This window comes from Arenimonas aestuarii, from assembly GCF_054781715.1.
In genome coordinates this window covers 1,605,051-1,630,277 of record NZ_BAAGTW010000004.1, presented here as the reverse complement: position 1 = coordinate 1,630,277, position 25,227 = coordinate 1,605,051, and the positions used below count along the sequence as shown (strand labels likewise).

At 68.4% G+C, this 25,227-nt stretch carries 31 protein-coding genes; 23 read left to right on the top strand and 8 right to left on the bottom strand.

The features are described 5' to 3' along the window. Nucleotides 1-4 precede the first annotated feature (4 nt). Complete coding sequence (locus ACYVJH_RS08645) at nucleotides 5-1,147, top strand: fatty acid desaturase family protein (RefSeq protein WP_460454207.1); 1,143 nt, start codon at nucleotides 5-7, stop codon at nucleotides 1,145-1,147. Between the two features lie 6 nt (nucleotides 1,148-1,153). On the opposite strand, the gene ACYVJH_RS08640 is transcribed toward ACYVJH_RS08645, so the two are convergent. Then, a complete protein-coding gene (locus ACYVJH_RS08640; protein WP_460454206.1) occupies nucleotides 1,154-1,525 on the bottom strand; it encodes an SH3 domain-containing protein in 372 nt (123 codons plus the stop codon). Nucleotides 1,526-1,727: 202 nt separating this feature from the next. Between ACYVJH_RS08640 and ACYVJH_RS08635 the strand changes: the two genes are divergently transcribed. From ACYVJH_RS08635 to ACYVJH_RS08605, 7 genes are all read left to right on the top strand, one after another. Continuing rightward, complete coding sequence (locus ACYVJH_RS08635; RefSeq protein ID WP_460454205.1) at nucleotides 1,728-2,048, top strand: putative signal transducing protein; 321 nt, start codon at nucleotides 1,728-1,730, stop codon at nucleotides 2,046-2,048. A 168-nt stretch (nucleotides 2,049-2,216) separates the two neighbouring features. Continuing rightward, the gene (locus ACYVJH_RS08630; protein ID WP_460454204.1) at nucleotides 2,217-2,957 is read left to right on the top strand and encodes an energy transducer TonB; all 741 of its coding nucleotides are present in this window, start codon (nucleotides 2,217-2,219) and stop codon (nucleotides 2,955-2,957) included. An 89-nt stretch (nucleotides 2,958-3,046) separates the two neighbouring features. Further along, the gene (locus ACYVJH_RS08625; RefSeq protein WP_460454203.1) at nucleotides 3,047-3,727 is read left to right on the top strand and encodes a hypothetical protein; all 681 of its coding nucleotides are present in this window, start codon (nucleotides 3,047-3,049) and stop codon (nucleotides 3,725-3,727) included. An 823-nt stretch (nucleotides 3,728-4,550) separates the two neighbouring features. Next, nucleotides 4,551-5,246, top strand: coding sequence for a GNAT family N-acetyltransferase (locus ACYVJH_RS08620; RefSeq protein ID WP_460454202.1), 696 nt, complete (start codon nucleotides 4,551-4,553; stop codon nucleotides 5,244-5,246). Between the two features lie 19 nt (nucleotides 5,247-5,265). Further along, on the top strand, nucleotides 5,266-5,547 hold the full coding sequence (locus ACYVJH_RS08615) for a putative signal transducing protein (protein ID WP_460454201.1): 282 nt from the start codon (nucleotides 5,266-5,268) through the stop codon (nucleotides 5,545-5,547). A gap of 7 nt (nucleotides 5,548-5,554) precedes the next feature. Continuing rightward, nucleotides 5,555-6,298, top strand: a complete 744-nt coding sequence (locus ACYVJH_RS08610; RefSeq protein WP_460454200.1) for a hypothetical protein — start codon at nucleotides 5,555-5,557, stop codon at nucleotides 6,296-6,298. Between the two features lie 10 nt (nucleotides 6,299-6,308). Next, nucleotides 6,309-7,127 carry an EcsC family protein gene (locus tag ACYVJH_RS08605; RefSeq protein ID WP_460454199.1) on the top strand — a complete coding sequence of 273 codons (819 nt, stop codon included), beginning with the start codon at nucleotides 6,309-6,311 and terminating at the stop codon, nucleotides 7,125-7,127. 36 nt (nucleotides 7,128-7,163) lie between these two features. On the opposite strand, the gene ACYVJH_RS08600 is transcribed toward ACYVJH_RS08605, so the two are convergent. Both ACYVJH_RS08600 and ACYVJH_RS08595 read right to left on the bottom strand, forming a co-directional pair. Beyond that, a complete protein-coding gene (locus ACYVJH_RS08600) occupies nucleotides 7,164-8,075 on the bottom strand; it encodes a BON domain-containing protein (protein WP_460454198.1) in 912 nt (303 codons plus the stop codon). 53 nt (nucleotides 8,076-8,128) lie between these two features. Continuing rightward, the gene (locus ACYVJH_RS08595; RefSeq protein WP_460454197.1) at nucleotides 8,129-8,605 is read right to left on the bottom strand and encodes a PA2169 family four-helix-bundle protein; all 477 of its coding nucleotides are present in this window, start codon (nucleotides 8,603-8,605) and stop codon (nucleotides 8,129-8,131) included. Between the two features lie 319 nt (nucleotides 8,606-8,924). Here ACYVJH_RS08595 and ACYVJH_RS08590 point away from each other — a divergent pair, with 319 nt between their 5' ends. From ACYVJH_RS08590 to ACYVJH_RS08580, 3 genes are all read left to right on the top strand, one after another. Continuing rightward, nucleotides 8,925-10,907 (top strand): S9 family peptidase, encoded by a 1,983-nt coding sequence (locus ACYVJH_RS08590; protein WP_460454196.1) that lies wholly within the window; start codon nucleotides 8,925-8,927, stop codon nucleotides 10,905-10,907. Between the two features lie 3 nt (nucleotides 10,908-10,910). After that, a complete protein-coding gene (locus ACYVJH_RS08585) occupies nucleotides 10,911-11,378 on the top strand; it encodes a DUF4124 domain-containing protein (RefSeq protein WP_460454195.1) in 468 nt (155 codons plus the stop codon). Nucleotides 11,379-11,486: 108 nt separating this feature from the next. After that, complete coding sequence (locus tag ACYVJH_RS08580; RefSeq protein ID WP_460454194.1) at nucleotides 11,487-11,888, top strand: hypothetical protein; 402 nt, start codon at nucleotides 11,487-11,489, stop codon at nucleotides 11,886-11,888. 6 nt (nucleotides 11,889-11,894) lie between these two features. Here the strand turns inward: ACYVJH_RS08580 and ACYVJH_RS08575 are convergent, their stop codons facing one another. After that, nucleotides 11,895-12,794 carry a LysR substrate-binding domain-containing protein gene (locus tag ACYVJH_RS08575; protein WP_460454193.1) on the bottom strand — a complete coding sequence of 300 codons (900 nt, stop codon included), beginning with the start codon at nucleotides 12,792-12,794 and terminating at the stop codon, nucleotides 11,895-11,897. A 205-nt stretch (nucleotides 12,795-12,999) separates the two neighbouring features. Between ACYVJH_RS08575 and ACYVJH_RS08570 the strand changes: the two genes are divergently transcribed. From ACYVJH_RS08570 to ACYVJH_RS08560, 3 genes are all read left to right on the top strand, one after another. Beyond that, nucleotides 13,000-13,878 (top strand): DMT family transporter, encoded by an 879-nt coding sequence (locus ACYVJH_RS08570; RefSeq protein WP_460454192.1) that lies wholly within the window; start codon nucleotides 13,000-13,002, stop codon nucleotides 13,876-13,878. A 61-nt stretch (nucleotides 13,879-13,939) separates the two neighbouring features. Continuing rightward, nucleotides 13,940-14,542, top strand: coding sequence for a hypothetical protein (locus ACYVJH_RS08565; protein WP_460454191.1), 603 nt, complete (start codon nucleotides 13,940-13,942; stop codon nucleotides 14,540-14,542). Next, a complete protein-coding gene (locus ACYVJH_RS08560) occupies nucleotides 14,539-15,285 on the top strand; it encodes an HAD family hydrolase (protein WP_460454190.1) in 747 nt (248 codons plus the stop codon). Before ACYVJH_RS08565 ends, ACYVJH_RS08560 begins: the two co-directional genes overlap by 4 nt. Here the strand turns inward: ACYVJH_RS08560 and ACYVJH_RS08555 are convergent. Both ACYVJH_RS08555 and ACYVJH_RS08550 read right to left on the bottom strand, forming a co-directional pair. Continuing rightward, complete coding sequence (locus ACYVJH_RS08555; RefSeq protein WP_460454189.1) at nucleotides 15,270-16,037, bottom strand: MipA/OmpV family protein; 768 nt, start codon at nucleotides 16,035-16,037, stop codon at nucleotides 15,270-15,272. The genes ACYVJH_RS08560 and ACYVJH_RS08555 overlap by 16 nt on opposite strands. Nucleotides 16,038-16,105: 68 nt before the next feature. Next, nucleotides 16,106-16,780: an energy transducer TonB gene (locus ACYVJH_RS08550; RefSeq protein ID WP_460454188.1), complete on the bottom strand. Its 675-nt coding sequence runs from the start codon at nucleotides 16,778-16,780 to the stop codon at nucleotides 16,106-16,108. A gap of 168 nt (nucleotides 16,781-16,948) precedes the next feature. Between ACYVJH_RS08550 and ACYVJH_RS08545 the strand changes: the two genes are divergently transcribed. Both ACYVJH_RS08545 and ACYVJH_RS08540 read left to right on the top strand, forming a co-directional pair. After that, nucleotides 16,949-17,392, top strand: coding sequence for a copper resistance protein NlpE N-terminal domain-containing protein (locus tag ACYVJH_RS08545; protein WP_460454187.1), 444 nt, complete (start codon nucleotides 16,949-16,951; stop codon nucleotides 17,390-17,392). A gap of 68 nt (nucleotides 17,393-17,460) precedes the next feature. Further along, the gene (locus ACYVJH_RS08540; protein ID WP_460454186.1) at nucleotides 17,461-18,030 is read left to right on the top strand and encodes a hypothetical protein; all 570 of its coding nucleotides are present in this window, start codon (nucleotides 17,461-17,463) and stop codon (nucleotides 18,028-18,030) included. A 9-nt stretch (nucleotides 18,031-18,039) separates the two neighbouring features. Here the strand turns inward: ACYVJH_RS08540 and ACYVJH_RS08535 are convergent, their stop codons facing one another. Beyond that, nucleotides 18,040-18,813: an SDR family NAD(P)-dependent oxidoreductase gene (locus ACYVJH_RS08535; RefSeq protein ID WP_460454185.1), complete on the bottom strand. Its 774-nt coding sequence runs from the start codon at nucleotides 18,811-18,813 to the stop codon at nucleotides 18,040-18,042. A 140-nt stretch (nucleotides 18,814-18,953) separates the two neighbouring features. On the opposite strand from ACYVJH_RS08535, the gene ACYVJH_RS08530 reads away from it, so the two are divergent. The 7 genes from ACYVJH_RS08530 to ACYVJH_RS08500 all read left to right on the top strand — a co-directional run bounded on the left by ACYVJH_RS08530 (nucleotide 18,954) and on the right by ACYVJH_RS08500 (nucleotide 24,435). Next, entirely contained in the window at nucleotides 18,954-19,301 is a 348-nt protein-coding gene (locus tag ACYVJH_RS08530) for a DUF6522 family protein (RefSeq protein WP_460454184.1), read from the top strand. A 71-nt stretch (nucleotides 19,302-19,372) separates the two neighbouring features. Continuing rightward, on the top strand, nucleotides 19,373-20,368 hold the full coding sequence (gene dusA, locus ACYVJH_RS08525; protein ID WP_460454183.1) for a tRNA dihydrouridine(20/20a) synthase DusA: 996 nt from the start codon (nucleotides 19,373-19,375) through the stop codon (nucleotides 20,366-20,368). A gap of 37 nt (nucleotides 20,369-20,405) precedes the next feature. Then, on the top strand, nucleotides 20,406-20,894 hold the full coding sequence (locus tag ACYVJH_RS08520) for a YbhB/YbcL family Raf kinase inhibitor-like protein (protein ID WP_460454182.1): 489 nt from the start codon (nucleotides 20,406-20,408) through the stop codon (nucleotides 20,892-20,894). After that, complete coding sequence (locus tag ACYVJH_RS08515) at nucleotides 20,891-21,802, top strand: arginine deiminase-related protein (protein ID WP_460454181.1); 912 nt, start codon at nucleotides 20,891-20,893, stop codon at nucleotides 21,800-21,802. The genes ACYVJH_RS08520 and ACYVJH_RS08515 overlap by 4 nt, the downstream gene beginning before the upstream one ends. Before the next feature lie 129 nt (nucleotides 21,803-21,931). Beyond that, on the top strand, nucleotides 21,932-22,312 hold the full coding sequence (locus ACYVJH_RS08510; protein WP_460454180.1) for a PepSY domain-containing protein: 381 nt from the start codon (nucleotides 21,932-21,934) through the stop codon (nucleotides 22,310-22,312). A 47-nt stretch (nucleotides 22,313-22,359) separates the two neighbouring features. Beyond that, the gene (locus ACYVJH_RS08505; RefSeq protein WP_460454179.1) at nucleotides 22,360-23,040 is read left to right on the top strand and encodes a response regulator transcription factor; all 681 of its coding nucleotides are present in this window, start codon (nucleotides 22,360-22,362) and stop codon (nucleotides 23,038-23,040) included. 45 nt (nucleotides 23,041-23,085) lie between these two features. Then, nucleotides 23,086-24,435: an ATP-binding protein gene (locus ACYVJH_RS08500; RefSeq protein WP_460454283.1), complete on the top strand. Its 1,350-nt coding sequence runs from the start codon at nucleotides 23,086-23,088 to the stop codon at nucleotides 24,433-24,435. Here the strand turns inward: ACYVJH_RS08500 and ACYVJH_RS08495 are convergent. Beyond that, nucleotides 24,432-25,199, bottom strand: coding sequence for a M90 family metallopeptidase (locus ACYVJH_RS08495; protein ID WP_460454178.1), 768 nt, complete (start codon nucleotides 25,197-25,199; stop codon nucleotides 24,432-24,434). The genes ACYVJH_RS08500 and ACYVJH_RS08495 overlap by 4 nt on opposite strands. Nucleotides 25,200-25,227: the final 28 nt, after the last annotated feature.

Here is a 25,227-nt window from a genome sequence, read left to right as displayed (position 1 = left end):
CGCCATGAACGCCACGCCCCGCAACCGCCCCCTGAGCCCCGCCGAACTCGACGATTTCGCCGCCGAGCTCGACGCCCTGCGCGCGCGCACCGTCGCCACCATCGGCCAGGCCGATGCCGACTACATCCGCGCCGTATACGGGGCCGTGCGTTACCTCGGTCTGACCGGCCGCGTGCTGCTGATGGTCGCGGCCATCGCCGGTGCGTTCTACACGCCCGTGCTGTGGATCGCCGGTAGCCTGGGCGTGCTGTCGTTGGCGCTGTCGAAGATCCTGGAAAACATGGAGCTGGGCCACAACGTCATCCACGGCCAGTTCGACTGGATGAACGACCCGACGCTCAACGGCAAGACCTACGAATGGGATATCGCCGGAACCAGCGACAACTGGCGCAAGACCCACAACTTCCGCCACCACACCTGGACCAACGTGCGCGGCATGGACGACGACATCGGCTACGGCCTGCTGCGCATCTTCCCCGAGCAGCGCTGGCGGCCGTTCTACCTGGCGCAGCCGCTGGTGGCCGTGGTGTTCGCCATCCTGTTCGAGTGGGGCATCGCCATCCAGGACCTGCGCCTGGGTCGCTGGTTCGCCGGCAAGACCAAGGCCCGGGACGTGCTGCGCGAATTTCGTCCGGTCGGTCGCAAGATGGGCCGCCAGGTCCTCAAGGACTACGTGTTCTTCCCGCTGCTGGCCGGTCCCTTCTTCCTGACGGTGCTGGTGGGCAACGTGATCGCCAACGTGCTGCGCAACCTGTGGACCTGGCTGATCATCTTCTGCGGCCATTTCACCGCCGATGCCGAAACCTTCAGCCGCGAGTCGGTGCGCAACGAGAGCCGCGGCGCCTGGTACCTGCGTCAACTGCGCGGTTCGTCCAACCTCGCCGGCGGCCGGTTGCTGAACCTGATGTCGGGCAATCTGAGCCACCAGATCGAACACCACTTCTTCCCGGACGTGCCGGCCAACCGCTATGCCGCGATGGCGATTGAAGTGCGCGCCATCTGCGCGCGCCATGGCCAGCACTACAACACCGGCTCACTGCCCCGGCAGTTCGGCCAGGTGGTCTGGCGCATCCTGCGGCATGCGTTCCCGAGCCGCGCGCAGGCGGGCTCCGATGCACCCGTCGCCGGGGTTACCGCGACCCGTTGATCCGGATCAGGCTTGGGGCTTTTCGAAGCTCAGGTGCTCGTTGCGGATCCAGCCGCGCTCGCTGTGCCGGTCTTCGCACCAGCAGGCCCCGTGCGCGGGGTCTTCCCAGATGAGGCGGACACTGTCGCCCGGTTCAACCGTCAGTTCGGCGCTGCAGTACTCACGCTTGGCCTTGGGCGTGCCTGAATTCATGTCGACCAGGTCCAGCGGCATCCAGCCAGCGCTGAGCTGCCCGTCTTCGGCCCAGACATAACCGTCGCGATCCGGGTGGGCGTGCCGGACGTGCACGACATCGCCCGGCTTGAGCGTCAGCGGGATGGCATCGGGACTTTCCTGCGAGCCGGTGACCTGCGCATTGATGGCCTTGAGCGTCGACATCCTGGTCGTTTCCCCTGTTTGCTCCTTGGTCTGGAGCCTGTGTCGTCGAGGATACGGCGAGGTCGCCGACACGAAACGCCCCGTTGGTCAGCCCCAGGACACCATCTGCCCGAAAACGCTAAAAAGTGTGAACCAGTTCACAGTTTGAAGGGGATTTTAACCCCGAAATGTGAACCCGGACCCACTCTCAAGAGGGACCGGCATGACGCCGATCTATGTAGCCGAGAACGATCTCGACGCCCAGCTGGTCCAGGACCTGCTGGTCAGCGCCGGCATCGCCGCGCACATCTTTGGTCCGAACGTGGCCGATCCCGAAGGGGGCGTGCCCGCGACCCGGCAGGTCCGCGTGGTCGTCGAGGACGACGAAGCCAGCGAGGCGCGCCAGCTCGTCCACGACTGGCAAACCATGCCGGAAGAGAACGACGACGACGGCTTCAGCGTCGCCCTCGACGACGACCCGCATGAGATCGAAGCCAACGTCCCTGTGTTCAACCTCTTCGACACGGCGGGCAAACAGGCCTGAGTCGCAAGGCCGTGGTCAGCAGTGCTTGCCCCCGTGTAGTGATGCTGCACATTTTCGACGCGCAGGTTCAGTTCGCTGACTGACTGCGAAATTGTCGCGCCTGCTTGTCTGGTTGGCTTGCCGCGGGTCGCATAGAGTCCAAACCTTGCCCCCCGCAAGGAAAGCCCGATGACCCGACTGCTTACCGGCCTCTTCGCCCTCCTGCTGGCGCTGCCCGCCGTGGCCGCCGACCGCCCCTTCGAGCGCCCCGTGGTCGTGCGCGTGGACGTGGACACCACCGGCAGCGTCGTCGGCGCAGAAGCGGTGGGCGATCTGCCGAAGTCGCTTGCATCGGTGGCTGAAAGCGCCACGGGTGACGTCGAGTTCGAGCCGGCCCGGGTCAACGGCCGCGCAGCGGCGAGCCGCACCCACGTGGTCGTGCAGATGCGCTTCGAGCCCCAGGGCGACGACAGCGTTTCCGCCAGGGCGCTCAAGGTGGAGGCGGCCACGCCCGTCCTGCACCCGCCGGTCTATCCCACGCGCGCGGCGCAGCGCGGCTACGGCGCCCACCTGGTGATGCGCATCGAGCTCAATGCCGACGGCAGCGTGGACATGGATCGTTCTGGCCTGGCGGCGATTTCGCTGTGGAAGGGGGCTCGCAAGCTGGAAGATTCGCAGGCCTTTCGCGATGACTACGTCGCCGAAGTCATGAAGGTGATGCAGCACTGGAAGCCGATGATCGAAGAGGTCGAAGGCGCGCCGGTCGCCACCTCCTGGCACGTGCCGGTCACCTTCTGCCCGGCGAACCGCCCGATCACCTGCGACAAGATCAAGGCCGACTCGCCAGCCGCCACCGGCCGCACCGCCAACGACGACGGCATTCGCCTGGCGAGCCTGAAACCCGCAGCTGCGAAAAACGCCGACTCCTGACGCCGCGGGTCCGGCGCGACGCCTGCCTTGCAACCGTGACCGCCCAGCGGGCGCGGTAGACTCGTGACAGACAGGGCTGGGGAGCAAACATGAATGCCAATCCGTACGCGCGGACCCAAAGGGGGCGCGGCCTGGTGCGCGAATTCCTGGTGGTGATGCTGGGCGTCCTGGTGGCGCTGGCGCTGGAGCAATGGCTGTCGGACTGGCAGGAGGCGCAGCGTGCCGACGACACCCTGCTGGCCATGCAAGAGGAACTGCGCGACTTTGCCGTGGTGCTGCGCCCTCGCCTGGCGGCCTCGCCCTGCGTCGTGCAGCGGCTGCAGGATCTGGAAGCCCATCTTTCGCTTCAAGACCCGCTGCCCGCGGTGGAAGCGGTCGGCCGCACGCCCTATCTGTTCTCCAGCCGCAGCGGCTGGCGCGGTGGCGCGCCCGAACTGCTTTCGCGCCACCAGGGTCCACGGCAGGCACAGGTATACGGCGAGATCTACCAGGGCATGGAAGAGTTCGCCCTGCTGTCGAAGCAGGAGCAGGCCAACTGGGCCCGCCTGCAAACGCTGCAGACCCCGGAAGGCACCGTGGACGGGTCACGCCGCTGGCGCCTGCGCGAGGAAATCGCCAGTGCCCGCAACGCCAACCTGCTGCTCACCGCCATCGCCGACCAGATGCTGGAGCGTCTGACGTCCCTGGACGTGGACGTCGACGGCGAACCGCCGCTGGTGGACATGCAGCAGCGCGCGGTCTGCCAGCCGATGAGCCTGGTGGGTGCCTGAACAACCATGGCCTGCGAGAAATTCGCGGGTCGACGCTTCCGCTTCCGCCGTTTAGCCTCCCAGGAAGTACGGGGGTATGGATGAAGAGTTTCGGGCTGTTGCTGGGCTTGGCATTCGTGGACCTCGCGATCGCCGGCATCATGATCGGGCGCGGCGAGCGCGGCGTGGCACTCGCATTTATCGTCATCGCGGTACTCACCGCCGCCTTTGCATTGTTCGCGAAGCCAGAATTGCGTCGTGACCCCCGCGGCCGACTGCAGCCGGTCGAGCCACCGTTCGCGCGTGTACTTGGTATTGCCGGCGCCGTAGCCATTCTGGGTGCCGCCGCGTATGTCGCTGTATCCACGGGGCGCCCACTTGCGGAACAGGTACCCCGGTCAGCCAAGCCAGCGCCGTTTGTCGCTCCGGTGGCGCCTCCGGCACAAGCGGCAGGGCCTCGCCCGGCACCCGTGGGCAACTGGCTGCACAAGTGCACTGATGCTTCGGGCCACACCAGCTTCCAGTCAGCGCCGTGCCCCGCCGGGAGCCGACAGGACTGGCGGCGTCCCGTCACCCCAGAGCGGGAACCGACCCGGACCGCACGAACCGGGCAATTGGCGCCTTCCGCCAGCCAGTCCAACGCCGGCCAGGGCAGCTCAGGCTGGTCACGCCAGAGGGTGCGCAAGGAAGACTCTGTCGCCTGCCAGGCCGCGCGGGACGCAGACCGCCGCTATCGCCAACAACCCCTTAGTCAGGTGACCCACGACGGACTGCGCCAGCATGGCGATGCCATTCGAAGTGCCTGCGGTTGATCGGCACGCCGTCGGTGTAATCTTTGCGCCGCATGCCACACCCGCTCGACAACCCGGTCTTCGAATCACTGGCCCATCGCCATCGTCCGCTGGCGCTGCAGCAGGGTGGGGTGCTTCGTTACCCATCTGAAATCGCACCCTTCCTAGGAGTCCCGGATGCCGGGCATGACGACCCGGAGGCCCTGCACGCACTGGTGCCGCCGGGCGATACGGTGCTGATGCTGGGAAAGATGGCGACGCCGCCGGTCGGCTGGATTTTCGAGCCCCAGGCCGCCCTGGTGCAGATGGCCTGTCCGGAGCCGCTGGCGGAAGTCGAGGGTCCGGAGGTCATCGAACTTGGCGACGCCCACCACGCCGATATCCTTGAACTGGTGGCGCTGGTCTACCCGCATTACTTCCGCCCGCAGGCCACCCGGCTGGGCCGCTATTTCGGCATCTACCAGCAGGGCCGCCTGGCGGCCATCGCCGGCGAGCGAATGGGCCCGCCCGGCCACCGCGAAGTCAGCGCGGTCTGCACCCATCCCGATTTCCTGGGCCGCGGCTATTCACGCCGGCTGATGGCCCTGCTGTCGAACGACCTGCTGCGCCATGGCCTGGTGCCCTTCCTGCACGTCAGCCCGGCCAATGACCGCGCGCTGGCCTTGTATGAACGCATCGGCTACCAGCACCGGGCGCGTATCGCGTTTGCGTCGCTTTCCCGGCCCGATGGCATGGGCAAGCCGGCCTGATTGACCTAGAGTCACAGGCATGAAAACCGCCTACGACGCCCAGAACCTCATGGACGCCCAGTTGGTCTGCGACCTGCTGCACAGCGCCGGCATCCCGGCACGGGTATCGGGCGCCGGGCTGCTGGGTGCCGCCGGCGAATTGCCGGCCATTGGCGTGGTGCAGGTGCTGGTGCCGGACGACGAGCTCGAACGTGCCCGCGCCGTCGTCGCCGATTGGGACGCCGGCGAGGTCCCGGACGAGGAAGAACTCACGCGCCTTGCCGACCAGGCCCCGGATGATGACGTTGACCTGCTCGCGTGACACGCCCATGAGGTCCGCGTTCGCCCTGCTTCTGTTCGGCGTGCTTTGCCTCTGCGGGGTGCCCGGGGCAGGCGCGGAAGATGGCGGGGGGGAGGGCGCGGGCGATCGGGTCCTCTGGATCGCCGGCTGGGTTGCGCTTTCCGGGCATGGCGAGGTCACCGGGTTTGAATTCGATCCGGACTACAAACTGCCCGATGCCCTGAAGGAGCCGGCGGACGCACTGGTGCGCGCCACGCGCTTCGAGCCTGCGGTGTCGCAGGGCGAAGGCCGGCCCTCGCGTAGCTGGCTGCGGGCCAAACTTCGCCTCGAACCGCGTGGGGAAAGCTACGCCGTGGTCCTTGAATCACCCTACCTCGGGCCGCGCCCGTACACCCCCTTTTTCGTGCGTGGCATCGTGCCGCCGACGAAGCCGGTGCGGGTACTGCTGACGTTCGAGGTAACCGGCGATGGACGCACCCGGGCCATCGAAGTGAAGTCCATGGACGGGCGTTTGCCGTCCGGCCTGCCGCGGCGCCTGGAGGACAAGATCCGCAGCCTGCGGTTTGATCCGGTCGAAGTGGATGGCGCGGCCATAGCCACCGTGATTCGCCAGCCCCTGGCCCTGTCCAGGCATGGCAGGGTAGTACCGCCTTTCGACCTGCCACCGCTGCCGCGCGACCCGGCCCAGCCCGGTGCCGCGGGGCAACCGGCGTATTCGACGGAAATCTTCATCACCGCCAAGATCGAGGCCATGGGCAGCTTCCGTCCATGACGCCCCACCGATGACACAAATCCTCCGCCCGCTGCCGCCCGAGGCGCAGGTTGAACTGGCCGAAGCGCGCCGGCTGCTCGAATCCCCCGGCCTGGCCATGCAGCTGGCCAACGTCATCGGCGCCCCCATCGAAGGCCTGATGGCGCGCCTGCCGGGGCCGGCCGCGCGCCTGGTCGACCGCGCCGCACGCAAAGCCGTGGAGACGGCCTTCGACGCGGCCCGGCGCACGCTGCGCGAGCCCTCGCCGGGGCATACCGCCAGCCCGCGCCTGCACAAATTCGCGGTATTCGGCACCGGCGCCGTCGGCGGCTTTTTCGGGCTGCCGGGCCTGCTGGTGGAACTGCCCATCACCACCGCCGCCATGTTGCGCTCGATCACCGACATCGCCCGCAGCGAAGGTGAATCCGCGGACGACCCGGCCACCCGCATGGCCTGCCTGGAAGTGCTGGCCCTGGGCGGCCCCCGCAGCGACGACGACGGCGCCGAGTCGGGCTACTTCGCCACGCGTGCAGCGCTGGCGCAGCAGGTCACCGCCGCCACGCGCTACGTGGCCGGCGGCATGGGCACCGGCGGCGCGCCGGCGCTGGTGCAGCTGGTGAACGGGATCGCCAGCCGCTTTTCGATCCCGGTGACGCAAAAGGCGCTGGCCCAGGCCGCGCCCCTGATCGGCGCCGCCACCGGCGCCACGCTCAACCTGATCTTCATCGGTCATTTCCAGTCGGTGGCGCGCGGGCATTTCATCGTGCGCCGGCTCGAACGAGCGTACGGGGTGCATGAGGTGCGTGCGGCCTACGCAAAACTGGCCTCCAAACAAAACGGGCCCGGATGACCGGGCCCGCGGGGCTTCCTTGCCTGTTCTCGTCGATCAGCGCTGGCTGACGGCTTCGCTGCTGTCCTGCATCACGAGGCCGCTGGCGTCCACGCGTTGAACGCCGCGGATGCCCTGGGCGATGTCGATGGCCAGTTCCTTTTCGTAACCGCTCTCGACGGTGCCTTCCAGCGTCACCACGCCGTCCCTGGTTTCCACGTCGATGTCGGTGCCATGCACGCCTTCGGTCCACAGCAGGGTGGAGTTGGTCTTGGCGGTGATCCACGCGTCGCTGAGCAGGTTGTCTGCGTCAGCGGCCTCCGCCGTTGCGACCTGGCCCTTCTGGTCGGGGTCCAGCGTCAGCTTGTTGTGCACCAGTACCGCCCCGGGTGTGCCAGCCGCGAGTCGGCCGGCCAGGGCGCGCGAGCTCGGGGTGTCGGCGACGCCGGTCAGGGTGACCACGCCCAGGTTCGAACTGACCTGGATGTCCAGGCCGTCGGTGTACTGGTTCCAAAGCAGCTTGGAATCAATCATGGCTTCCAGCGTGGCGTCGGCCACGAAGCTTGAGTAGCCGGGCATGGGCTCGATCACGGTGACCACCAGCTCGGGGTCAACCTTGATGCGGTTGTCCACCCGGCTGATGCCGTCGGTCCGATCGGCGATGCGTTCGGCCAGGCGCTTCTGGATGGCGGTTTCCACGGTGCCGCTGATCGTGGCCTTGTCACCCTGCACGTCGATCTGCAGGTCCAGGGCATCGAGGCCCGGGTTGGTCACGTAGGTGGCCCAGATCTGGCCTTCGCGGTACGCATCCTTTTCAGCTGCGGACATATCCATCATGGCCGCCAGGCTCTTTTCGTCGCCGTGGCCGGCCTTGGCCTTGTCGCCAGCCAGGGCCAGGCCCGGGGCGACCAGCGCCGCCAGGGCGCCGGCAAGAAGGGTGTGTTTGATGCGGGTGTTCTTGGTCTTCATGATTCCTCCCAGTAGTGAGACTTTCCGGGTGGGTTCGGGCGGGCAGGCGCGGCTTAGTGCCGCGCTTCCATTGCCCACTTGCGCTCGCGCATGGTGTCGTGGTGCTGCTGCACCTTGGGCAGGTAGCTCAGCAGCGACTCCTTCACGGCCTTGGGCGCGTCGTCGCGCTTGATCACGTCGTGGAAGGCCGCCATCAGGCGGTCCTCGCTCTTCTCGAGCTCCTTGACGTAGGCGTAGTCGCCGTGGTCCTTCGCCATCTCGGCGCGAAGCGTCGAATAGAACTGGTGCAGGCTGCCGCGCAGGCTGCCGTCGGTGGCGGGTTCACCCGCCTCGGCGCGAACTTCGCGCGCCATGCTGCCCACGAGGCCCTGCTTCGACTCGGCCATGTCGTCGAACAGCGAGCGCAGCTGGGGATTCTTCACGGCCTTGGCCGCGTCGGCGTAAAACTCGGCGCTGTCGCGGGTGGCCTGGATGAGTTCGTTGAGGGTCTCCACCTTTTCCTGGCGGAGCCCGGCATTGTTGGTCGTCATTGGATTTCTCCTTTGATGCGGCCGGTGATCACGCTGCAGGGTGATCTCTTGATTCGGCGAACGTTCTTTCCTGCAGCTGGAAACAGCCTACGAGCCTGCGCCTGAATCTCGCGTTAGAGCGCAGTTGCATGCGATCTATCGGCTGCGAATCTTCAGGTCCGGCCACGCGCAGGACAGCGGGGATGACCGACATCCGGATGCTGGCGCGACGACGCTCAACGCGTCATGGGGCCGGGGAAATTCCGTTCAGCTTTTGATGACTCGCAGGCCGGTCCAAGGCGGCGTAGATTGTGGCCTTCACGCCCCCGGAGACCCGCCCATGCCTGCTTTCCGCCGTACCGGCCTCACCCTCGCCATTGCCTGTTCCCTGTCGCTGGGCCTGGTGGCCTGCCAGCGTTCGCCGGAACCAGCCCCGGATGCCGGCGCCAACGCCGCCAGCCAGGCGCAAGCCGAGGTGCGGCCGTCCCGCCAGTACGAGATCGAGGAGTTCATTCAATCCACCGGCGTCGGCGGCGCGTCGTTCAGCGCCGACGAGTCGCGCATCCTGTTCTCCTCGAACAAGTCCGGCGTCTGGAACGCCTACACCCTGCCGGTGGGCGGCGGCGAATGGACGGCGGTGACGAATTCGGAGACCGACAATGTTTACGCCGAGGCGTTCTTCCCCAACGACGACCGCGTGCTGGTCAGCCGCGACCAGGGTGGCAACGAGCTCGACCACCTGTACGTGATCGAAGCCGACGGCAGCGAACGCGACCTGACACCGGGCGAAAACCTCAAGGCCGGCCTGATGGGCTTCAGTCACGATGGCGACGCCTTCTTCGTCATCAGCAACGAACGTGATCCGCGCTTCTTCGACGTCTACCGCTACGACGCCGACGACTACGAACGCGAGCTGATCTACAAGAACGAGCTTGGCTACGAGCCCGGCGAGATCTCGCCCGATGGCCGCTGGCTGGCCTTGGGCCAGACCCACACCACCAACGACAGCGACCTGCACGTGGTCGAACTGGCCACCGGCAAGCTCACCAAGGTCTCCGAACACGAAGGCCAGGCGCAGTTCGCCGCCGAAGCCTTCAGCCCGGACGGACAGTGGCTGTATTACACCGCCAACGACCAGGGCGAGTTCGCCGCGCTGCGCCGGGTGAACCTGCAGACCTGGGAACACGAGCCGGTGCGTTCGGCCGACTGGGACATCGTCGATGCCGCGCTTTCGCACGACGGCAGCTATCTTGCCGTGGCCACCAACGTCGACGGCAGCACCGGCGTGCAGCTGTTCAACACCGCCAGCGGCGAAGAAGTGGCCCTTCCCGATTTCCCGGCCGGCGAGGTGCGCAACCTGCGCGTCTCACGTTCGGAGGGCAAGCTGGCCTTCTATCTCAACGGCGACCGCCAGCCCAACGACCTGTACGTGCTCGACCTGGCCGGCGGCGGCGAGCCGACCCAGCTCACGACCTCGCTGAACCCGGCGATCGATCCCGCCGACCTGGTGGATTCCACCGTCGTGCGCTTCGACAGCTTCGACGGCATGGCGATCCCCAACATCCTGTGGAAGCCACACCAGGCCGATGCCCAGAATCCGGCGCCGGCGCTGGTCTGGGTGCATGGTGGCCCGGGCGGCCAGACCACGCGCGCCCATTCCGCCCTCATCCAGTACCTGGCCAACCACGGCTACGTGGTGCTGGGCATCAACAACCGCGGCAGCTCGGGTTACGGCAAGACCTTCTTCGCCGCAGACGACGGCAAGCACGGCCGCGAGCCGCTGTGGGACACGGTCGAGGCCAAGAAGTACCTGCAGACCCTGGACTACGTGGACGACGACAAGATCGGCATCATCGGCGGCAGCTACGGCGGTTACATGGTGCTCTCGGCGCTGGCCTTCCAGCCGGGTGAGTTCAAGGTGGGCGTGAACATCTTCGGCGTCTCGAACTGGCTGCGCACGCTCGAATCGATCCCGCCGTACTGGGAGTCCTTCCGCGAGGCGCTGTACCAGGAGATCGGCAACCCCGAGACCCAGCGTGAGTTCCTCATCGAAACTTCGCCGCTGTTCCATGCCGACAAGATCGACGTGCCGCTGATGGTGCTGCAGGGCGCCAACGACCCGCGCGTGATCAAGCCGGAGTCGGACGATATCGTCGCGGCGGTGGAAAAGAATGGCGTGCCGGTGGAATACGTCGTGTTCGACGACGAAGGCCACGGGTTCTCCAAGAAGAAGAACCAGATCGAAGGCTATGGCCGCATCCTGGCCTTCCTCGACACCCACCTCCGGGGCAGCCCGGCGGCCGGGCCGGCGGCGGCGGAATAAGCCGTGCGTCGCTTCTTCCTTGCCGTGTGTTGCCTGGCCCTGGCCGCGCCCGCCGTGGCCGAGTCCTTGTTCAAGTGCACCGACGCCCAGGGTGCGGTCAGCATCCTGTCCGAGCCCTGTCCGGCCGGCAGCACCCAGGTCTGGAAACGCGACGCAACGCCCGAGCCCGGGCCCAGCGTCGAGGAGCTCGCCGCGCGCGCCGCCCTGGCTGAGGCCGAGGCCAGGCGCGCGGCGGAAGAAGCGCGTCTGGCCGAAGCCGCGCGTCTGGCCGAAGAACAGCGCTTGCAGGCCGAGGCCCAGGCCCGCGCCGAAGAGGCCGCCGGCAGCCCGCGCCGCAAGAGTGAGTGCACCCAGGCGCACGAATTCTCGGACTCGGTGCTCGAGAAGCCATGGCTGCGCCTGACCCAGGCCCAGCTGGCCGAGCTGCGCGCCTGGGTGGTTGCCCAGTGCGCGCACGTCTACGACTCCTGAGTTTTCGTACAGGCGCACAGGGGGGATCCGGGCCTGACCGCGGGTACTTGCGCGGATGTGCCAACGACCCGCGATGCGGTGCACTGGCCCCTCCGCCAGGAGCCTGCCATGTGCATACCGTCCTTGTTCCTTTTCCCCGCGCTGCTTCTTTCCAGCGCCAGCCCAGGCGCCGAACTGCGCAAGTGCGTCGCGGCGTCCGGTGCGGTCAGCTACCAGACGCTGCCCTGCGCCGAGGGCAGCCGGCAGGCCTGGGTGCAGCCGGTCAAGGTCGAAGCGGCGCCGCGCCCGCATGCGGCGCCCGCGCAAGGGGCGGCGCCTGTCCGCGGCAGGCTGCCGTCCGCCGCCGGCAAGGCCCGTGCGCGCGGTAGCGAGCTTGCGCAGGCGCGGCGCCAACGCTGCGACAAGGCCCGCGCGGCGGCCGACGAGCTGCGCGATCGGCTCTGGAACAAGCTCGATTTCCAGCAGCGTTCCGCGCTTGACGCCAAGGTCGCCCGCGCCTGCGCCCGCTGACCGGCTTCAGCCGGTTTCCCGGGCCAGGTGGTCCGCGTAGTCGGCGGCTTCGCCCCGCAGCCAGTCACGAAAGGCCAGGAAGCCGGCGTGGTCGGCGGAGCGGGGCGGATGCACCAGGTAATGGGCGTAATTGGCCTTCATGCGTTGCTTGCTCAGCAGCACCAGCAGGCCCGCGTCCACCAGTGGCTTGGCCAGGGTCAGGCGTCCCAGGGCCACGCCCATGCCTGACGCCGCGGCGCGATGAAGTGTTTCGGCATCATCGAAGCGCGCGACGAAACGTGGCGGCCGCTGGCCACCGAACCGGTTGAACCACTCCGGCCAGCGCCCGGCGTCGTCTTCAAGCAGCGGGTAGCGCGACAGGTCGCCGGGCGTGTCGCCGCCCAGGCGACGCACCAGGTCCGGGCTGGCCAGTGGCGCGATCCAATCCTCGAACAAGGGCATCGCTTCCAGGCCGGGCCAATGGCCCGGGCCATAGCGCATGGCGGCGTCCACGTCGCGGTCGCGCTGGAAATCGACCAGGCCGATGCCCGACTGCAGGTTGATCTCCAGCTGCGGGTGCGCGGCCAGGAAGCCGGGCAGGCGCGGCACCAGCCAGCTCGAGGCCATCGACGGCAACAGGCTCAGGGTCAGCACGTGGTCGCGCCGGCCTGCGCAGGGGCGCAGCGCATGCTCGAGTGATTGCAGGGGGCCGGCCACGGCATCGAACAGCCGCTGGCCATCGGCCGTCAGCCGGATGCCGCGCGGACCCCGTTCGAACAGGCGCTGCTGCAGCCGGTCCTCCAGGCCGCGGACCTGGTGGCTCAGCGCGCTGACCGTCAGGTTCAGCGCCTCTGCCGCCAGCGACAGCTTGCCCAGCCGCGCGGCCGTCACGAAACCCTGAAGGGCTTGTAGCGGGAGTCGACTCATGTTGAATCCAGTTCAAGTCCGGGTACTAAAGATATCGCTACATAAGGGTGCCGGCGAGACCTATCTTTCAGTCACCTAAACCCACGCCCCGTCGGGGCCAGGAGTCCGCCATGAGCTTCTTCCGCGACCTGCTGTTTCTCCAGGGCTTCCCCACGGCGCCGATGTTCGGCCCCCGGCCGACGCCGGCACCAGCGACAATACCGCCATGCAAACCCAGTCCAACCTCCGCGGCATCGTTGCCATGCTGCTTGCCGTCGGCTTCTTCTCGCTGATGGATGGCGGCCTCAAGCAGCTGTCGGGGCACTACCCGCCGATGCAGGTGGCGGCGCTGCGCGGACTGTCCGGCCTGCCGCTGGTCGTGGCCTGGGTGCTGGCCACGGGCACGGTGGTGGGGCTGCTGAGGATCCGCTGGCCGCTGCACCTGCTGCGTGCCGGCCTCTCGATCATGATGCTGTCGGCGTTTGCCTTCGCGCTGCGGCAGATGCCGATGACCAGCGCCTACGCCATCTTCTTCGTGGCGCCGCTGCTGATCACCGCACTGTCGGTGCCGATGCTGGGCGAACACGTTGGCCCGCGCCGCTGGGCCGCGATCGTGGTGGGCCTGGTTGGCGTGCTGGTGGTCCTGCGGCCCACCGGCGAAGGCCTGTTCGGCTGGGCCGGGCTGGCCGTGGTGGTGGCTGCGGCGGGTTACGCCCTGTCGGCCATCCTGGTGCGGGTGCTGCATCGCACCGACAGTGGCCAGTCGATGGTGTTCTGGATGCTGGTGATGACCGCCGTGGGCGCCTCGGTGCTGGCGTTGCCGGCCTGGGTGCCGCTGCGGGCGGCGGATGCCTGGGTGATAGCCGGCGTCGGCGTCACCGGATTCCTCGGCCAGGTCGCGATCACCGAAGCCTTCCGTTCCGGCGAGGCGTCGGTGGTGGCGCCCTTCGAATACAGCGCGCTGGCCTGGGGCCTGGGCCTGGACCTGATGATCTGGGGCGTATTGCCCGACGGCTGGACCTTCTTCGGTGCGGGCATCATCGTCGCCAGCGGCCTGTACATGGTGCATCGCGAGCGCGTGCTGGGGCGCCGCCGCACTGCCTGAACCCGCGGCCGGCACACGAGGGTTTATGCTGCCGGCTGACTTGATTCAAGGATTTCCCCGCATGTCGTCGCCACGCCTCTTGCTTGCCGTCCTGGTTTCCACCTGCCTGCTGTCCGCTTGCGGCGACGACGAGGCGGCTCCGGAGACCGAGGCCGCGGTGGCCGCCGGCGTCGAGTCGGCTCCGGCCGCGACCGGCCCGGATTGGGGCCCGTGCCGGATCGATGGCCTGAGGTTGCCGATCAGTGCGCGCCTGTTCGTCGTGGACGCCGCCGCGCCGGTCGCGGACGCCGAGCCGGGCCGTGAGGTCATTCGACGCGTCGACATTGTCGTGCCCGGTCCGGTGGCCTTGCTGCTGACCGCCCCGGAAGCGACGGCCTGGCACGTCCGTCCCGGTCCGGAAACCCAGGTGCGCGCGATCGTGGCCCTGGGTGACCAGCCCCAGCGCATCACCGGCCTGGGCCTCGGGAACAACCGTCGCGAAGCCTCTTCGGTGCTCGGCGCCGAGTGCGCCAGCTACGTCATGCAGGGCGGCGTCGGCCCGGACCTGGCCGAAGCCACCGCCCAGGTTTTCGGCAAGGCGCACGACGCCATCTACCAGATGCGCATCGGCAGCGTCATCATCGGCGGCAGCGACCCGACGCTCGATCAACCCCTCACCGAATGAGCCCCGCAGCCATGGGTTTTGGCCTGGTCGGATTCGATGGCGACGACACGCTCTGGCACAGCGAGGGCTATTTCCGCGCCGCGCACGCGGAGTTCGAGGCCGTCGTCGGAAACTACGTGGACCTGGCCGACGCCGGCCTGCACGAGCGTCTGCTGGACACCGAACGGCGCAACATCAAGCTGTTCGGTTACGGCGCCAAGGGCATGACCCTTTCCATGGTGGAAACCGCCATCGCGCTTACCGGCCAGCGCATCGCCGCGGCCGACATCCACCGCATCGTCGAACTCGGCAAGGCGGTGATGTCGCATCCGGTCGACCTGCTTCCCGGCATCCGGGCCGCCGTCGAGGCGGTGGCGCGCGACCGCCCCGTGGTGTTGATCACCAAGGGCGACCTGTTCCACCAGGAAGCCAAGGTGCGCGCCTGCGGCCTGGCCGACCTTTTCCAGCGCATCGAGATCGTGTCCGAAAAGGACGCGACGACCTACGGGCGCGTGCTCGGCGAGTTCTCGTTGGCGTCGCACGACTTCGTGATGGTCGGGAATTCCTTGCGCTCCGACATCGAACCGGTGCTGCGCCTGGGCGGCTGGGGCGTGCACATGCCCTATCACGTCACCTGGGCGCACGAACTCGAGCACGGGCTGGAAGCCAGCCACGCCAGCCACATGGAGACGGTGGAAACCGCCGCGCAGATTCCCGCGGCCATCGGCCTGCTCGAGTCGCGCAGGGTTCAGTCGAAGGTGTAGCCCAGGCCCAGGATCACCGAGGTGCGGCCGTCCTGGTCCACCAGCGGACTGTCGGTGACTTCGGAAGGCAGCCACGTGTGGCCAACACGCGCAAAAAGCTCCCAGCGCTCGCCAAGCGGGCGCGTGGCCAGCAGCGATACCTCCGGGAACAGCGCCGAGCCCGGCGAATACGCCGGGCGACCGACAAGGGCTTCATCCGGGCGAACGCCGTAGTAGTAGTCGACCATGTCACCGGACTGCCAGGACAGCGATGCCCCCGGCAGCAGCCGCCAACCGCCGGCGCGCACCAGGCCCGTCCAGGACAGCGCCGCTTCCTGGCCACCACTGCGGTCGAGCATGTCGGTGGCCAGCGATGCTTCGAACTGGCCGACGCGTTTCACCCGCCAGCTGGCGGCCAGTCCGATGTCGAGCGAAAAGTCGCGATCGTCCATGCCGGCCAGGAAAGGTGAATCGGCGGCTTCATAGCCGTCTCCGCGGCCCTGGAGGAAGGCACCGAACTCGAAGCCGCCGTCCTTGGCCAGCACGACGCCACCACGCAGGCCCCGCAAGTAGAAACGTTCGCCCTCGAAGCGCACCAGCGGCACCACCACCAGGTCTTCGTCGAGCTGGCGGTAGGGCGCATCGCGTTCGATCGCCAGCAGTCCCAGTGTCCAGCGCGGCTGTGGCTCCGGTGCGTCCTGGGCGAGCGCGGGCGTCCCGGCGAGGGCCAGGGCAAGGACGAGTGCGGCGGACAGCGGGCGGCGTGGGGACATTCAGTGCTCCGGTTCAATGGATCGTCACTGTGGATGACGATCCGTTGAACCGGCGTGATTGTCCAGTCTCAGGGCAGGCTGAACACGATCGGCACCAGGGCGTAGGCGGCTACCGGCCGGCCGCCGCGCTGGGTCGGATGGAAGCGCCAGCGCTCGAGCACCTGCTGGCGTGCGGCGCGATCGAGCGCACGGTGCCCGCTGCTTTCTTCGATCGAGACATCCACCGGCTTGCCGGTTTCGTCCACCAGCACCCGCAGCACCACCGTGCCTTCGTGGCCGGCGATCAGCGAGGCCCGCGGATAACGCGGCGCCGGGGCAACGTCATAGGCCAGCGTCTCGAGCGACGGCGGCCCCGGATCGAAGCTGGTGGATTCGGAACCGGCGTCGGCCATGGGTGGCGCCTCGATCTCGCCCTGGTCGAACACCGGTGTGTCGTCGGCAATCGGCAGCGGCGTGTCCTGCACGTAAGGCTGGGGCCTGCTGGGGCGTTCCACCGGTCGCTCGATCGGCCGCCGCGGCGGCGGCACGGTGACCGGGATCTCGCGCTCGGGAAGCGGCTCGAATAGCACCGGCACCGATTCGCGGCGCGTCTGGTCCACGGGCGGTTGCCAGTTCATCGGGAACATCAGCATGCCCAGCACCACGACATGCACGCTGATCGCCAGGCTGGTGCCGGCGATGCGCTTGCCATCCAGTCGGGACCAGGGTGGGGTGGGGTGGGACGACGGCAGGTTGCGGACCATGGGACACCTCCTTCGGTGGGTGGCAAGGTCTTGAACGTCCCGGCGCCGCCGATGGGGTTGGCTGTGCCGTCCGTCGTATGATTCGAACTTGCGCCAGCGCCGCTGGCGCCTGCAAGCCTTAGGATGCATTTCATGGCATTGATCACGTCCGTCGGTAGGTTTTCGTTCATGTTTGTCGCCGTGTTGGCGGTGTCGGCCTGTGGATCCGGGTCCGACGCTCCGGTGCCGCAGGACGAGGAAGCACCCGCCCTTTCGGAATCGGCGCCGCCGGGCGAAGAACAGTTCGTGCGCACCTGGCAGGGCGTATTGCCCTGCAGCGACTGTGTCGGCATCCAGGCCAGGCTCACCCTGCGCCGCGGCGACGATGGCAGCCAGACCTTCGAGCTGGAGGAAACCTATCTGGGCGCCGAGGCCGACAACGTATTCACGCTGACCGGCCCCTGGCGCCAGGTCCGGCACCGCGGCGAGGAGGGGCCGGCCGTTGTGTTCCGGATCGACCCGGACGGCGCCGACCAGTGGTTCCAGCTGCAGCCAGACGGCAGCCTGGAACTCCTTGACGCGGCCGGGCAGCCGCGCCCCGATCCGATCGGCCATCGCCTGCAGCGCCTCTGACAGTTTTGGCCGCGTTCACCCGGCCCGGGCACAATCGGCACCGGGACAAGAATCCCCAGGAGTCCACCATGAAGAACAAACTGCTGCTTACCCTCTTCCTGTTCGGCCTGGTCGTCGCCGCCGGGGCGCAGGCCGTGACCATCGGCTTCAGCCCGCGCACCGGGGATGTCTGGGTGGACACCCGCCTGGGTGACATCAACAACTACGGGCGCGGTAATCCCGTCGGTTTCATCGACGACGTGGTGCTGGTGTTCGGTGCACCCCGTCCGCTGGTGCGCGACCTCTATTACGACCGCGGCTGGGCGCCTGGCGACATTTATTACGCCTGCGCGCTCGCCCAGCAGCTGGGTCGCCCCTGCCTGGAAGTGGTCAATTATTACGACAGCAACCGCGGCCAGGGCTGGGGCGTGGTGGCACAGCGCCTGGGCATCAAGCCCGGTTCGTCCGCCTTCCACGCGCTCAAGGGCCGGGTAGGCAAGGGCCATGACCGCATGCACGGCCGTGGTGGTCCGAAGGCTTCCGGTGGCCCCAAGGGCGGTCGCGACGCCGGTCCGCCGGCTGGCCGCAGCGAAGGCGGCGGCAAGCCGGGCAAGGGCGACAAGGGCAATGGCGGCAAGGGCAACGGCAAGGGCCGCTGAGCAACGCCGTCAGCGCGCTGTGTAACCCCCGTCGATCGCCAGCTCCGCGCCGGTGACGAACTTCGATTCGTCCGAGGCCAGGTAGACCACGCCCCAGGCGATATCGTCGACCTCGCCGACGTGGCCCAGCGGATGCAGGTTGCCGAGTTCGAGGCGGGCGGCGTCGAGGTCGGTGGCGCCGCTGGCCTTGAGGTGGCCTTCGACCATCGGCGTCCAGATGTAGCCCGGGTGCACCGAGTTCACCCGGATGCGATCGGCGGCGTAACACAGCGCGTCGGTCTTGCTCATCAGCCGCACCGCGCCCTTGGAGGCGTGATAGGCGGGCACGTCGGGCGCGCCGACCAGGCCATAGATCGACGAGAGGTTGATGATGCTGCCGCCGCCTGCGGCCCTGAGGTGCGGGATGGCGTGCTTGCAGCCGAACAGCACGCCCTTGACGTTCACCGCCTGCACCTTGTCCCACTCGGCTTCGGTGATTTCGTGGGTGAGCTTGGTCGACCCGGCGATGCCGGCGTTGTTGACCAGCACATGCACGCCGCCGAACTCTGCGGCGGCTTCGTCCACGGCCTTCTTCACCGCCGCCTCGTCGCTGACGTCGACATGCCAGTAACGGGCGCGGCCGCCGCGCCCGCGGATGGCCGCGGCCACCGCCTCGCCTTCGGCGTCGTGCAGGTCGAACAGCGCGATCGCACCGCCTTCCTCGGCCAGGCGTTCGGCGCAGGCTCGGCCAATGCCCAGTGCGGCGCCGGTGACGATGCAGGTTTTGCCTTTCACGCGATCCATGGTCTTTCTCCGCGGCTTGGAGTGTCCAGTTTGCGCCGATCCGCCGGCGGGATTTTGACGCAGGTCAGGCCATCGCCTGACCCAGGTCAGGGAAGCAGGGCCTGGCGGGCGGCAGGATGGACCCATGCAGGAGGGCCCCGATGACCGCCATTGACTGGAATGACTTCGACTCCCACGCGCTCAGCGGTGTCGCCGAGGCGCTGGACGCCGCCGGCGTGGATACCTCGGCGCCTGATTCCGCCGCGGAACAGGAGCCGGGGCCGGGCCTGGTCGAGGTCGACGCAAGGCTCATCGCCCAGGGCCTTGGCCTGGCGCCCGACCAGGTGCCGGCCATGCTCGCCGACCGTCGCATCGCCACCCTGTGCGAACGGGGGACCGGCGAGGATGCCGGCCTGTTCCGGTTCACCTTCTACGTTGGCAATCGGCGATTCCGGCTGCTCACCGACAGCCACGGCAAACGCGTGGCGGCTGGCACCAAGAGCGACTGAAAGGGCCGTGCCCGGGACTGTGCCCGGGGCGAGGCGTGTATCCTTCGCGGCGCCCCGGATGTCGAGCCGCCATGTCGCGCCAACCCTACGATTCCAGCAGACGCTGCCTGTCCGTCGCGCCGATGATGGACTGGACCGACCGGCATTGCCGCGTCTTCCACAGACTGCTGGCGCCGCACGCGCGCCTGTACACCGAGATGGTGCACGCCCAGGCGGTGATCCACGGCGACCGCGATCGCCTGCTGGGATTCGACCCGGTCGAACACCCGGTGGCGCTGCAGCTCGGTGGCTCCGATCCCGCGCACCTGGCCGAGGCCACCCGCATCGGCGCCGACTGGGGTTACGACGAGGTCAACCTCAACGTTGGCTGCCCGTCCGACCGCGTGCAGGCCGGTCGGTTCGGCGCCTGCCTGATGAAGGAGCCGGCCCTGGTCGCCGAGGCCGTGGCCGCGATGATCGGCGCCGCGCCGTCACAGGTGCCGGTCACGGTGAAATGCCGGCTGGGCGTGGACGAGATGGAGGACTACGCGGTTTTTCGCGCCTTCGTCGACGCCGTTGCCGCGGCCGGCTGCACGCATTTCGTGGTGCACGCGCGCAAGGCCTGGTTGCAGGGCCTGAGTCCGAAGGAAAACCGCGAGATCCCGCCGCTGCGCTACGACTGGGTTTACCGGCTCAAGCGCGAGCGCGGCGACCTGCGCATCGAGATCAACGGCGGCCTGGCTACCGTCGAGCAGGTGCAGGCGGTGATGCCCGAGGTGGACGGCGTGATGATCGGCCGCGCCGCCTACCACGAGCCGTATCGGCTGCACCTGATGGACCGCGCCCTGTTCGAGCCGGGGTTGCCGCCGCGGACCCGGGCGGACCTGCTCGAGGCAATGCGTCCCTACGTCGAAGGCTGCCTGTCCCGCGGCATCGCGCTCAAGCACCAGTCGCGGCACTGGCTGGGCCTGTTCCATGGCCAGCCGGGCGGCAGGATCTTCCGGCAGGTGCTCAGCGAGGGCGCGCCACGCGCCGGCGCCGACTGGTCGCTGGTCGAACGTGCGCTCGAGGCAACCCGCAGCGGCTAGCATGGGCGTCCGACGCAGCCGCAAGGAGGACAGCGACATGGCATTCAAACTCAGCTCGGCCAGCTTCCAGGACGGCGACACCCTGCCGGACCTGCACGTGAAGGCGATGGGCGATACCTCGCCGCAGCTGCGCTGGACCGGCGCACCGGAAGGCACGAAAAGTTTCGCGGTCACCTGCTTCGATCCCGACGCGCCCACGGGCTCGGGTTTCTGGCACTGGACCGTCGCCAACCTGCCGGCCGACACCCACGAATTGCCCGCGGGCGCCGGTGCCCCCGAGGGCCACGACCTGCCCGCGGGTGCGGTGCAGGGCCGTACCGACTTCGGCCGCGCCGGTTACGGTGGCGCCGCGCCGCCGGCGGGGCATGGCAAGCACCGCTACATCTTCACCGTGTTCGCGGTCGATACCGAGCGCCTGGACGTGGGGCCGGACGATTCCGGCGCCGTGTTCGGCTTCAACCTGCATTTCCACACGCTCGCCAGGGCCTCGATCACCGCGACCTACGAGAACCGGGGCGAAGGGTGATAACGAACGACCCGCGGGCCTTCCTGGATTTCGCCCGCGGCGTCGCGCCCGACTTCGGGCCGGCCTGCGCGCGCGCCGCCTTCCTGGTGGCGCCCGACGGGTTCGCCCTGGCCGAGCAGTCGGCCAGCGACAACGCCTACATGGACCTGTCGGTCGCCGTGGACCCGGCACGGGCATCGGCCCAGCACCGGGCGCTGCAGGCGGCGCTGGCCGCGGACCTGCCGGTGGTGTGTTTCCCGGGCGATCCGGCGGCGCCGGACGGGCTGTTCCCGAACAATGTCTTCGCCACGGCCCCGGGCCGGCTGCTGGTCGGGCGCATGCGCCACCCGGTGCGCCAGCGCGAGGCCGAACGGCCCGACATCCGCGGCTTTTTCACCGGCCTGCTGGCTTATGAGGAAATCGACCTGCGCCGGCAGCCCGGCGTCTGCGAGCTCACGGGTTCGGTGGTGATCGACCGTGCCCGTGGCCTGGCCTATGCCGGCCTGGGCGAACGCTGCGACCAGGCCGGCGCCCGGGCGGTGCACGCGGCGTTGGGCCTGCGCGGCACCTTGTTGTTCGACCTGGCGGCGGGCGAGTACCACGCCAACGTGGTGATGAGCGTGCTGGCCGGGCGCGCCCTGGCCATCGCGCCCTCGGGCTTCGCCGACCCGGCCGTGGTCGAGGCGCTGGTGGCCTTGTATGCCCCCCACGTGCTGGTGCTCTCGCCGGGACAAAAGGCCGCTTTCGCGGGCAACTGCATCGCCCTGCGCGAGGATCGGGTCCGGATGAGCCAGGCCGGTGCGGGGACGCTGACGGTGGAGCAGCGGGCCGCGCTGGCCGGGGCGGGCTTCGAACTGGCCCCCGTGCCGCTGGACGAGATCGAGAAGGCCGGGGGCTCGCTGCGCTGCTGCGTCGCCGAAGTTTACTGACAGGCCCGGATTGTTCAGGTACAAGTTATTGACGTAATTAGGGTTCATACCGGATTCACCGCCCGGCGAACAGACTCCTCCCCGTCTTCCGGCTAGCCGGTCCCCCCTCTCGGAGCTATCCTCCCGCCGATGCTGAACGTCCTTCGCCCCTTGTTGCTGATCGCCATCGTCGCGCTGGCGCTGCCTGCGTGGGCGGAAGAAGCCAGCGCCCAGCGGACCGAAGTGGGCGAGCGCATTCGCGAAGTGGAGCGCGACGGTGGCCGTGTCCTGCGCGCCGAGCGTATCCAGCGCGGTGGCCAGGATGTCTACCGCATCAAGGTGCTGACCCCGGAAGGTCGCGTGCGGGTGCTGCACGACCGCCGACCGGTCCAGGACCGCGCGCCCCCGCGCACCGACCGCCGCAGCCTGATGCTGCGCGACCGTGCCAACCGGCCCGCCCAGCGCGCACCGGCGCCTGAAGCCGATGTCCGCGAACCCGCTCCGCGGGCCGCGAGCCGTCAAGACGATTGAACCCTGTCCCGGCCCATCCGGGTCGTTCCCCTGTTGAAGGAGACGCCATGCGCGTACTGCTGGTCGAGGATGAAGCCCCGCTGCGTGAAACCCTTGCCGCGCGACTCAAGCGCGAAGGTTTCGCCGTGGATACCGCCGGTGACGGCGAAGAAGGCCTGTACCACGGCAAGGAAGTGCCCTTCGACATCGCCGTGATCGACCTTGGCCTGCCCAAGATGTCGGGCATGGACCTGGTCAAGGCGCTGCGCGAGGCCGGACAGAAGTTCCCGATCCTCATCCTGACCGCGCGTTCGAGCTGGCAGGACAAGGTCGAGGGCCTCAAGTCCGGCGCCGACGACTACCTGGTCAAGCCCTTCCACGTCGAAGAGCTGCTGGCCCGCATGAACGCCCTGCTGCGGCGCGCCGCCGGCTGGTCCAAGCCCACGCTCGACTGTGGCCCGGTGCGCCTGGACCTTTCGGCCCAGACCGTCAGCGTCAATGGTTCCGGCGTCGACCTGACCAGCTACGAGTACAAGGTGCTCGAATACCTGATGCTGCACGCGGGCGAGCTGGTCTCCAAGGCCGACCTCACCGAGCACATCTACCAGCAGGACTTCGACCGCGATTCGAACGTCCTCGAAGTCTTCATTGGCCGCCTGCGCAAGAAGCTCGACCCGGACGGCGAGATCAAGCCGATCGAAACCGTGCGCGGCCGCGGCTATCGTTTCGCCATCCCGCGCGACGAGTAAGACATCGTGCGCACCTGGCGCACGCTGTCGCTGCAGGCCCGGCAGATGCTGGCGGCCAGCCTCGCGCTGGTCGCCTTCCTCGGCCTGACCGGCCTGGCGCTCGACCGCGCCTTCGCCGCCACCGCCCAGTACGGCCTGCGCGAACGCCTGGCCAACCTCGCCAACGCCTACATCCAGGAGGGCGAGGTCGACCGCATCGGCGGCTTCATTTCCCCGGAGATCCCGCCCGACATGCGCCTGCTGTCGCCGGGCAGCGGCCTTTACGCCAATATCCGCGGCGAGGGCGTCACCTGGGACTCTGCTTCCACCCTGGGCCGGTCCATGCCGCCGGTGGAACTTCTGGAGATGAACGAGCGGCGGTTCGAAGGACCGCTGACCATCGTCGATTCCGACGGCATGGAGAATTCGGTCTATGCCTATTCGTTCGGCATCATCTGGGAGTCGGCGTCGGGCGACATCCCGCTGACCCTGAGCGTGTTCGAGGACGCCCAGCAGATCGAAGACCAGGTACGGATCTACCGGCGCGCGCTTTGGTCCAACCTGCTGCTGGCGGCATTCGTGCTGATGATGGTGCAGCTGCTGGTGCTGCGCTGGAGCCTGCTGCCGCTGCGCAACGTCGAGCGCGAGCTGGCCCGCGTGCGCCAGGGTGAATCGCAGCGGCTTTCGGAACGCCATCCGCGCGAGCTCGAGTCGATCACGCGCTCCATCAATTCGCTGATCGAAAGCGAGCGCACCCACCTCGACCGCAGCCGAAACACCCTTTCGGACCTGGCGCACAGCCTCAAGACGCCGCTGGCGGTGCTGCGTTCGCGGCTCGACGCCGACGCCAGCCACGACCAGCTGCGCGAGGAAGTCGCGGCCCAGGTGCAGCGCATGAACGAGATCGTGTCCTACCAGCTTTCCCGCGCCGCCCGCACCGGCCATGCCCTGTATTCGGCACCGATCGATATCGAGCCGCGCGCCGAGGAAATTGTTGCCGGCCTGGAGAAGGTGTACGCCGGCAGCGGCGTGTTTTGTGAATTCGAGATCGATCCGGCCGCCCGCTTCCACGGCGAACTGGGCGACCTGCAGGAACTGCTGGGCAACCTGCTCGAGAACGCCTTCAAGTGGGCCGACAAGCGCGTGCTGCTGACCGTGTCGGTCGAAGCCGCGCCGCCGGACCGGCGCCCCGGCGTGAACATCACCGTTGATGACGATGGCCCCGGCATACCGCCCGAGAAGGTCGAACGCCTGCTGCAGCGCGGCGTGCGCGGCGACGAACGCGTGCGTGGCCACGGCATCGGCCTGGCGATCGTGCAGGACATCGTCACCGCCTACCACGGCGAATTGAGTGTCACCCAGTCCCCGGAGCTCGGCGGCGCCCGCTTCGCGGTGCACATCCCGCCCGCGTTCTAGGCCGTGCCGGGAATCGGCGACTCGCCGTAAAAGCGGCGCAGGTGCCCGGCCACCGCCGGCATTTCCCGCTCCAGCAGATCCGGGGCCGAGAAGTGGTACTCGCTGGTCACGGCGAAAAATTCCTCGGGCGCTTCGGCGGCGTAGGGATCGATCTCCGTCTGGTCGCCGTCATCCACGCGCTGGCAAAAGGCTTCGTAGGCGGCCTGGAAATCGCGCGCCCATTCGCGCTGCCAGGCCGCCGGCAACGGTGGCGTGCCGTCCATCGCACCATCGAGCATGTCGATCTTGTGCGCCATCTCGTGCACCACCAGCTGGTAACCGTCCCCGGGCTCGGCAAGCTCGGCCTGGATGTCGTCCCAGCTGAGCACCAGGGGGCCCTGGTCCCAGGCTTCGCCGGAGAGTTCGTCCATCCATTCGGCGACCACGCCGGTGTCCTCGTCGTGGTGCCGGCGCTGCACCCGGAACGCGCCGGGATAGACCAGCACCTGCCGCCAGCCGTGCAGGCCCTCGGCGCCGAACTCCAGCAACGGCAGGCAGGCCAGCCCGGCCAGCTGCAGACGCTGGGCGTCCGCCAGTTCCAGGCCCTGCAGGGGCGTGATGGTTTTTTCGCGCAGGAAGCGCGCCACCAGGCCATGCAGTCGTTCAAGGCGGCCGGGGGCCAGGCGGACGAGGAAAGGCAGGCCCTGGAGCAGCGCGTCGCATTGCGCATCCGAAAGTTTCGGCGGCGCGGCAACGGCAAGGAGTCGGCGGAACAGGGATTTCATGCCCGCAGACTGCGGGCGCGGCCGGCGC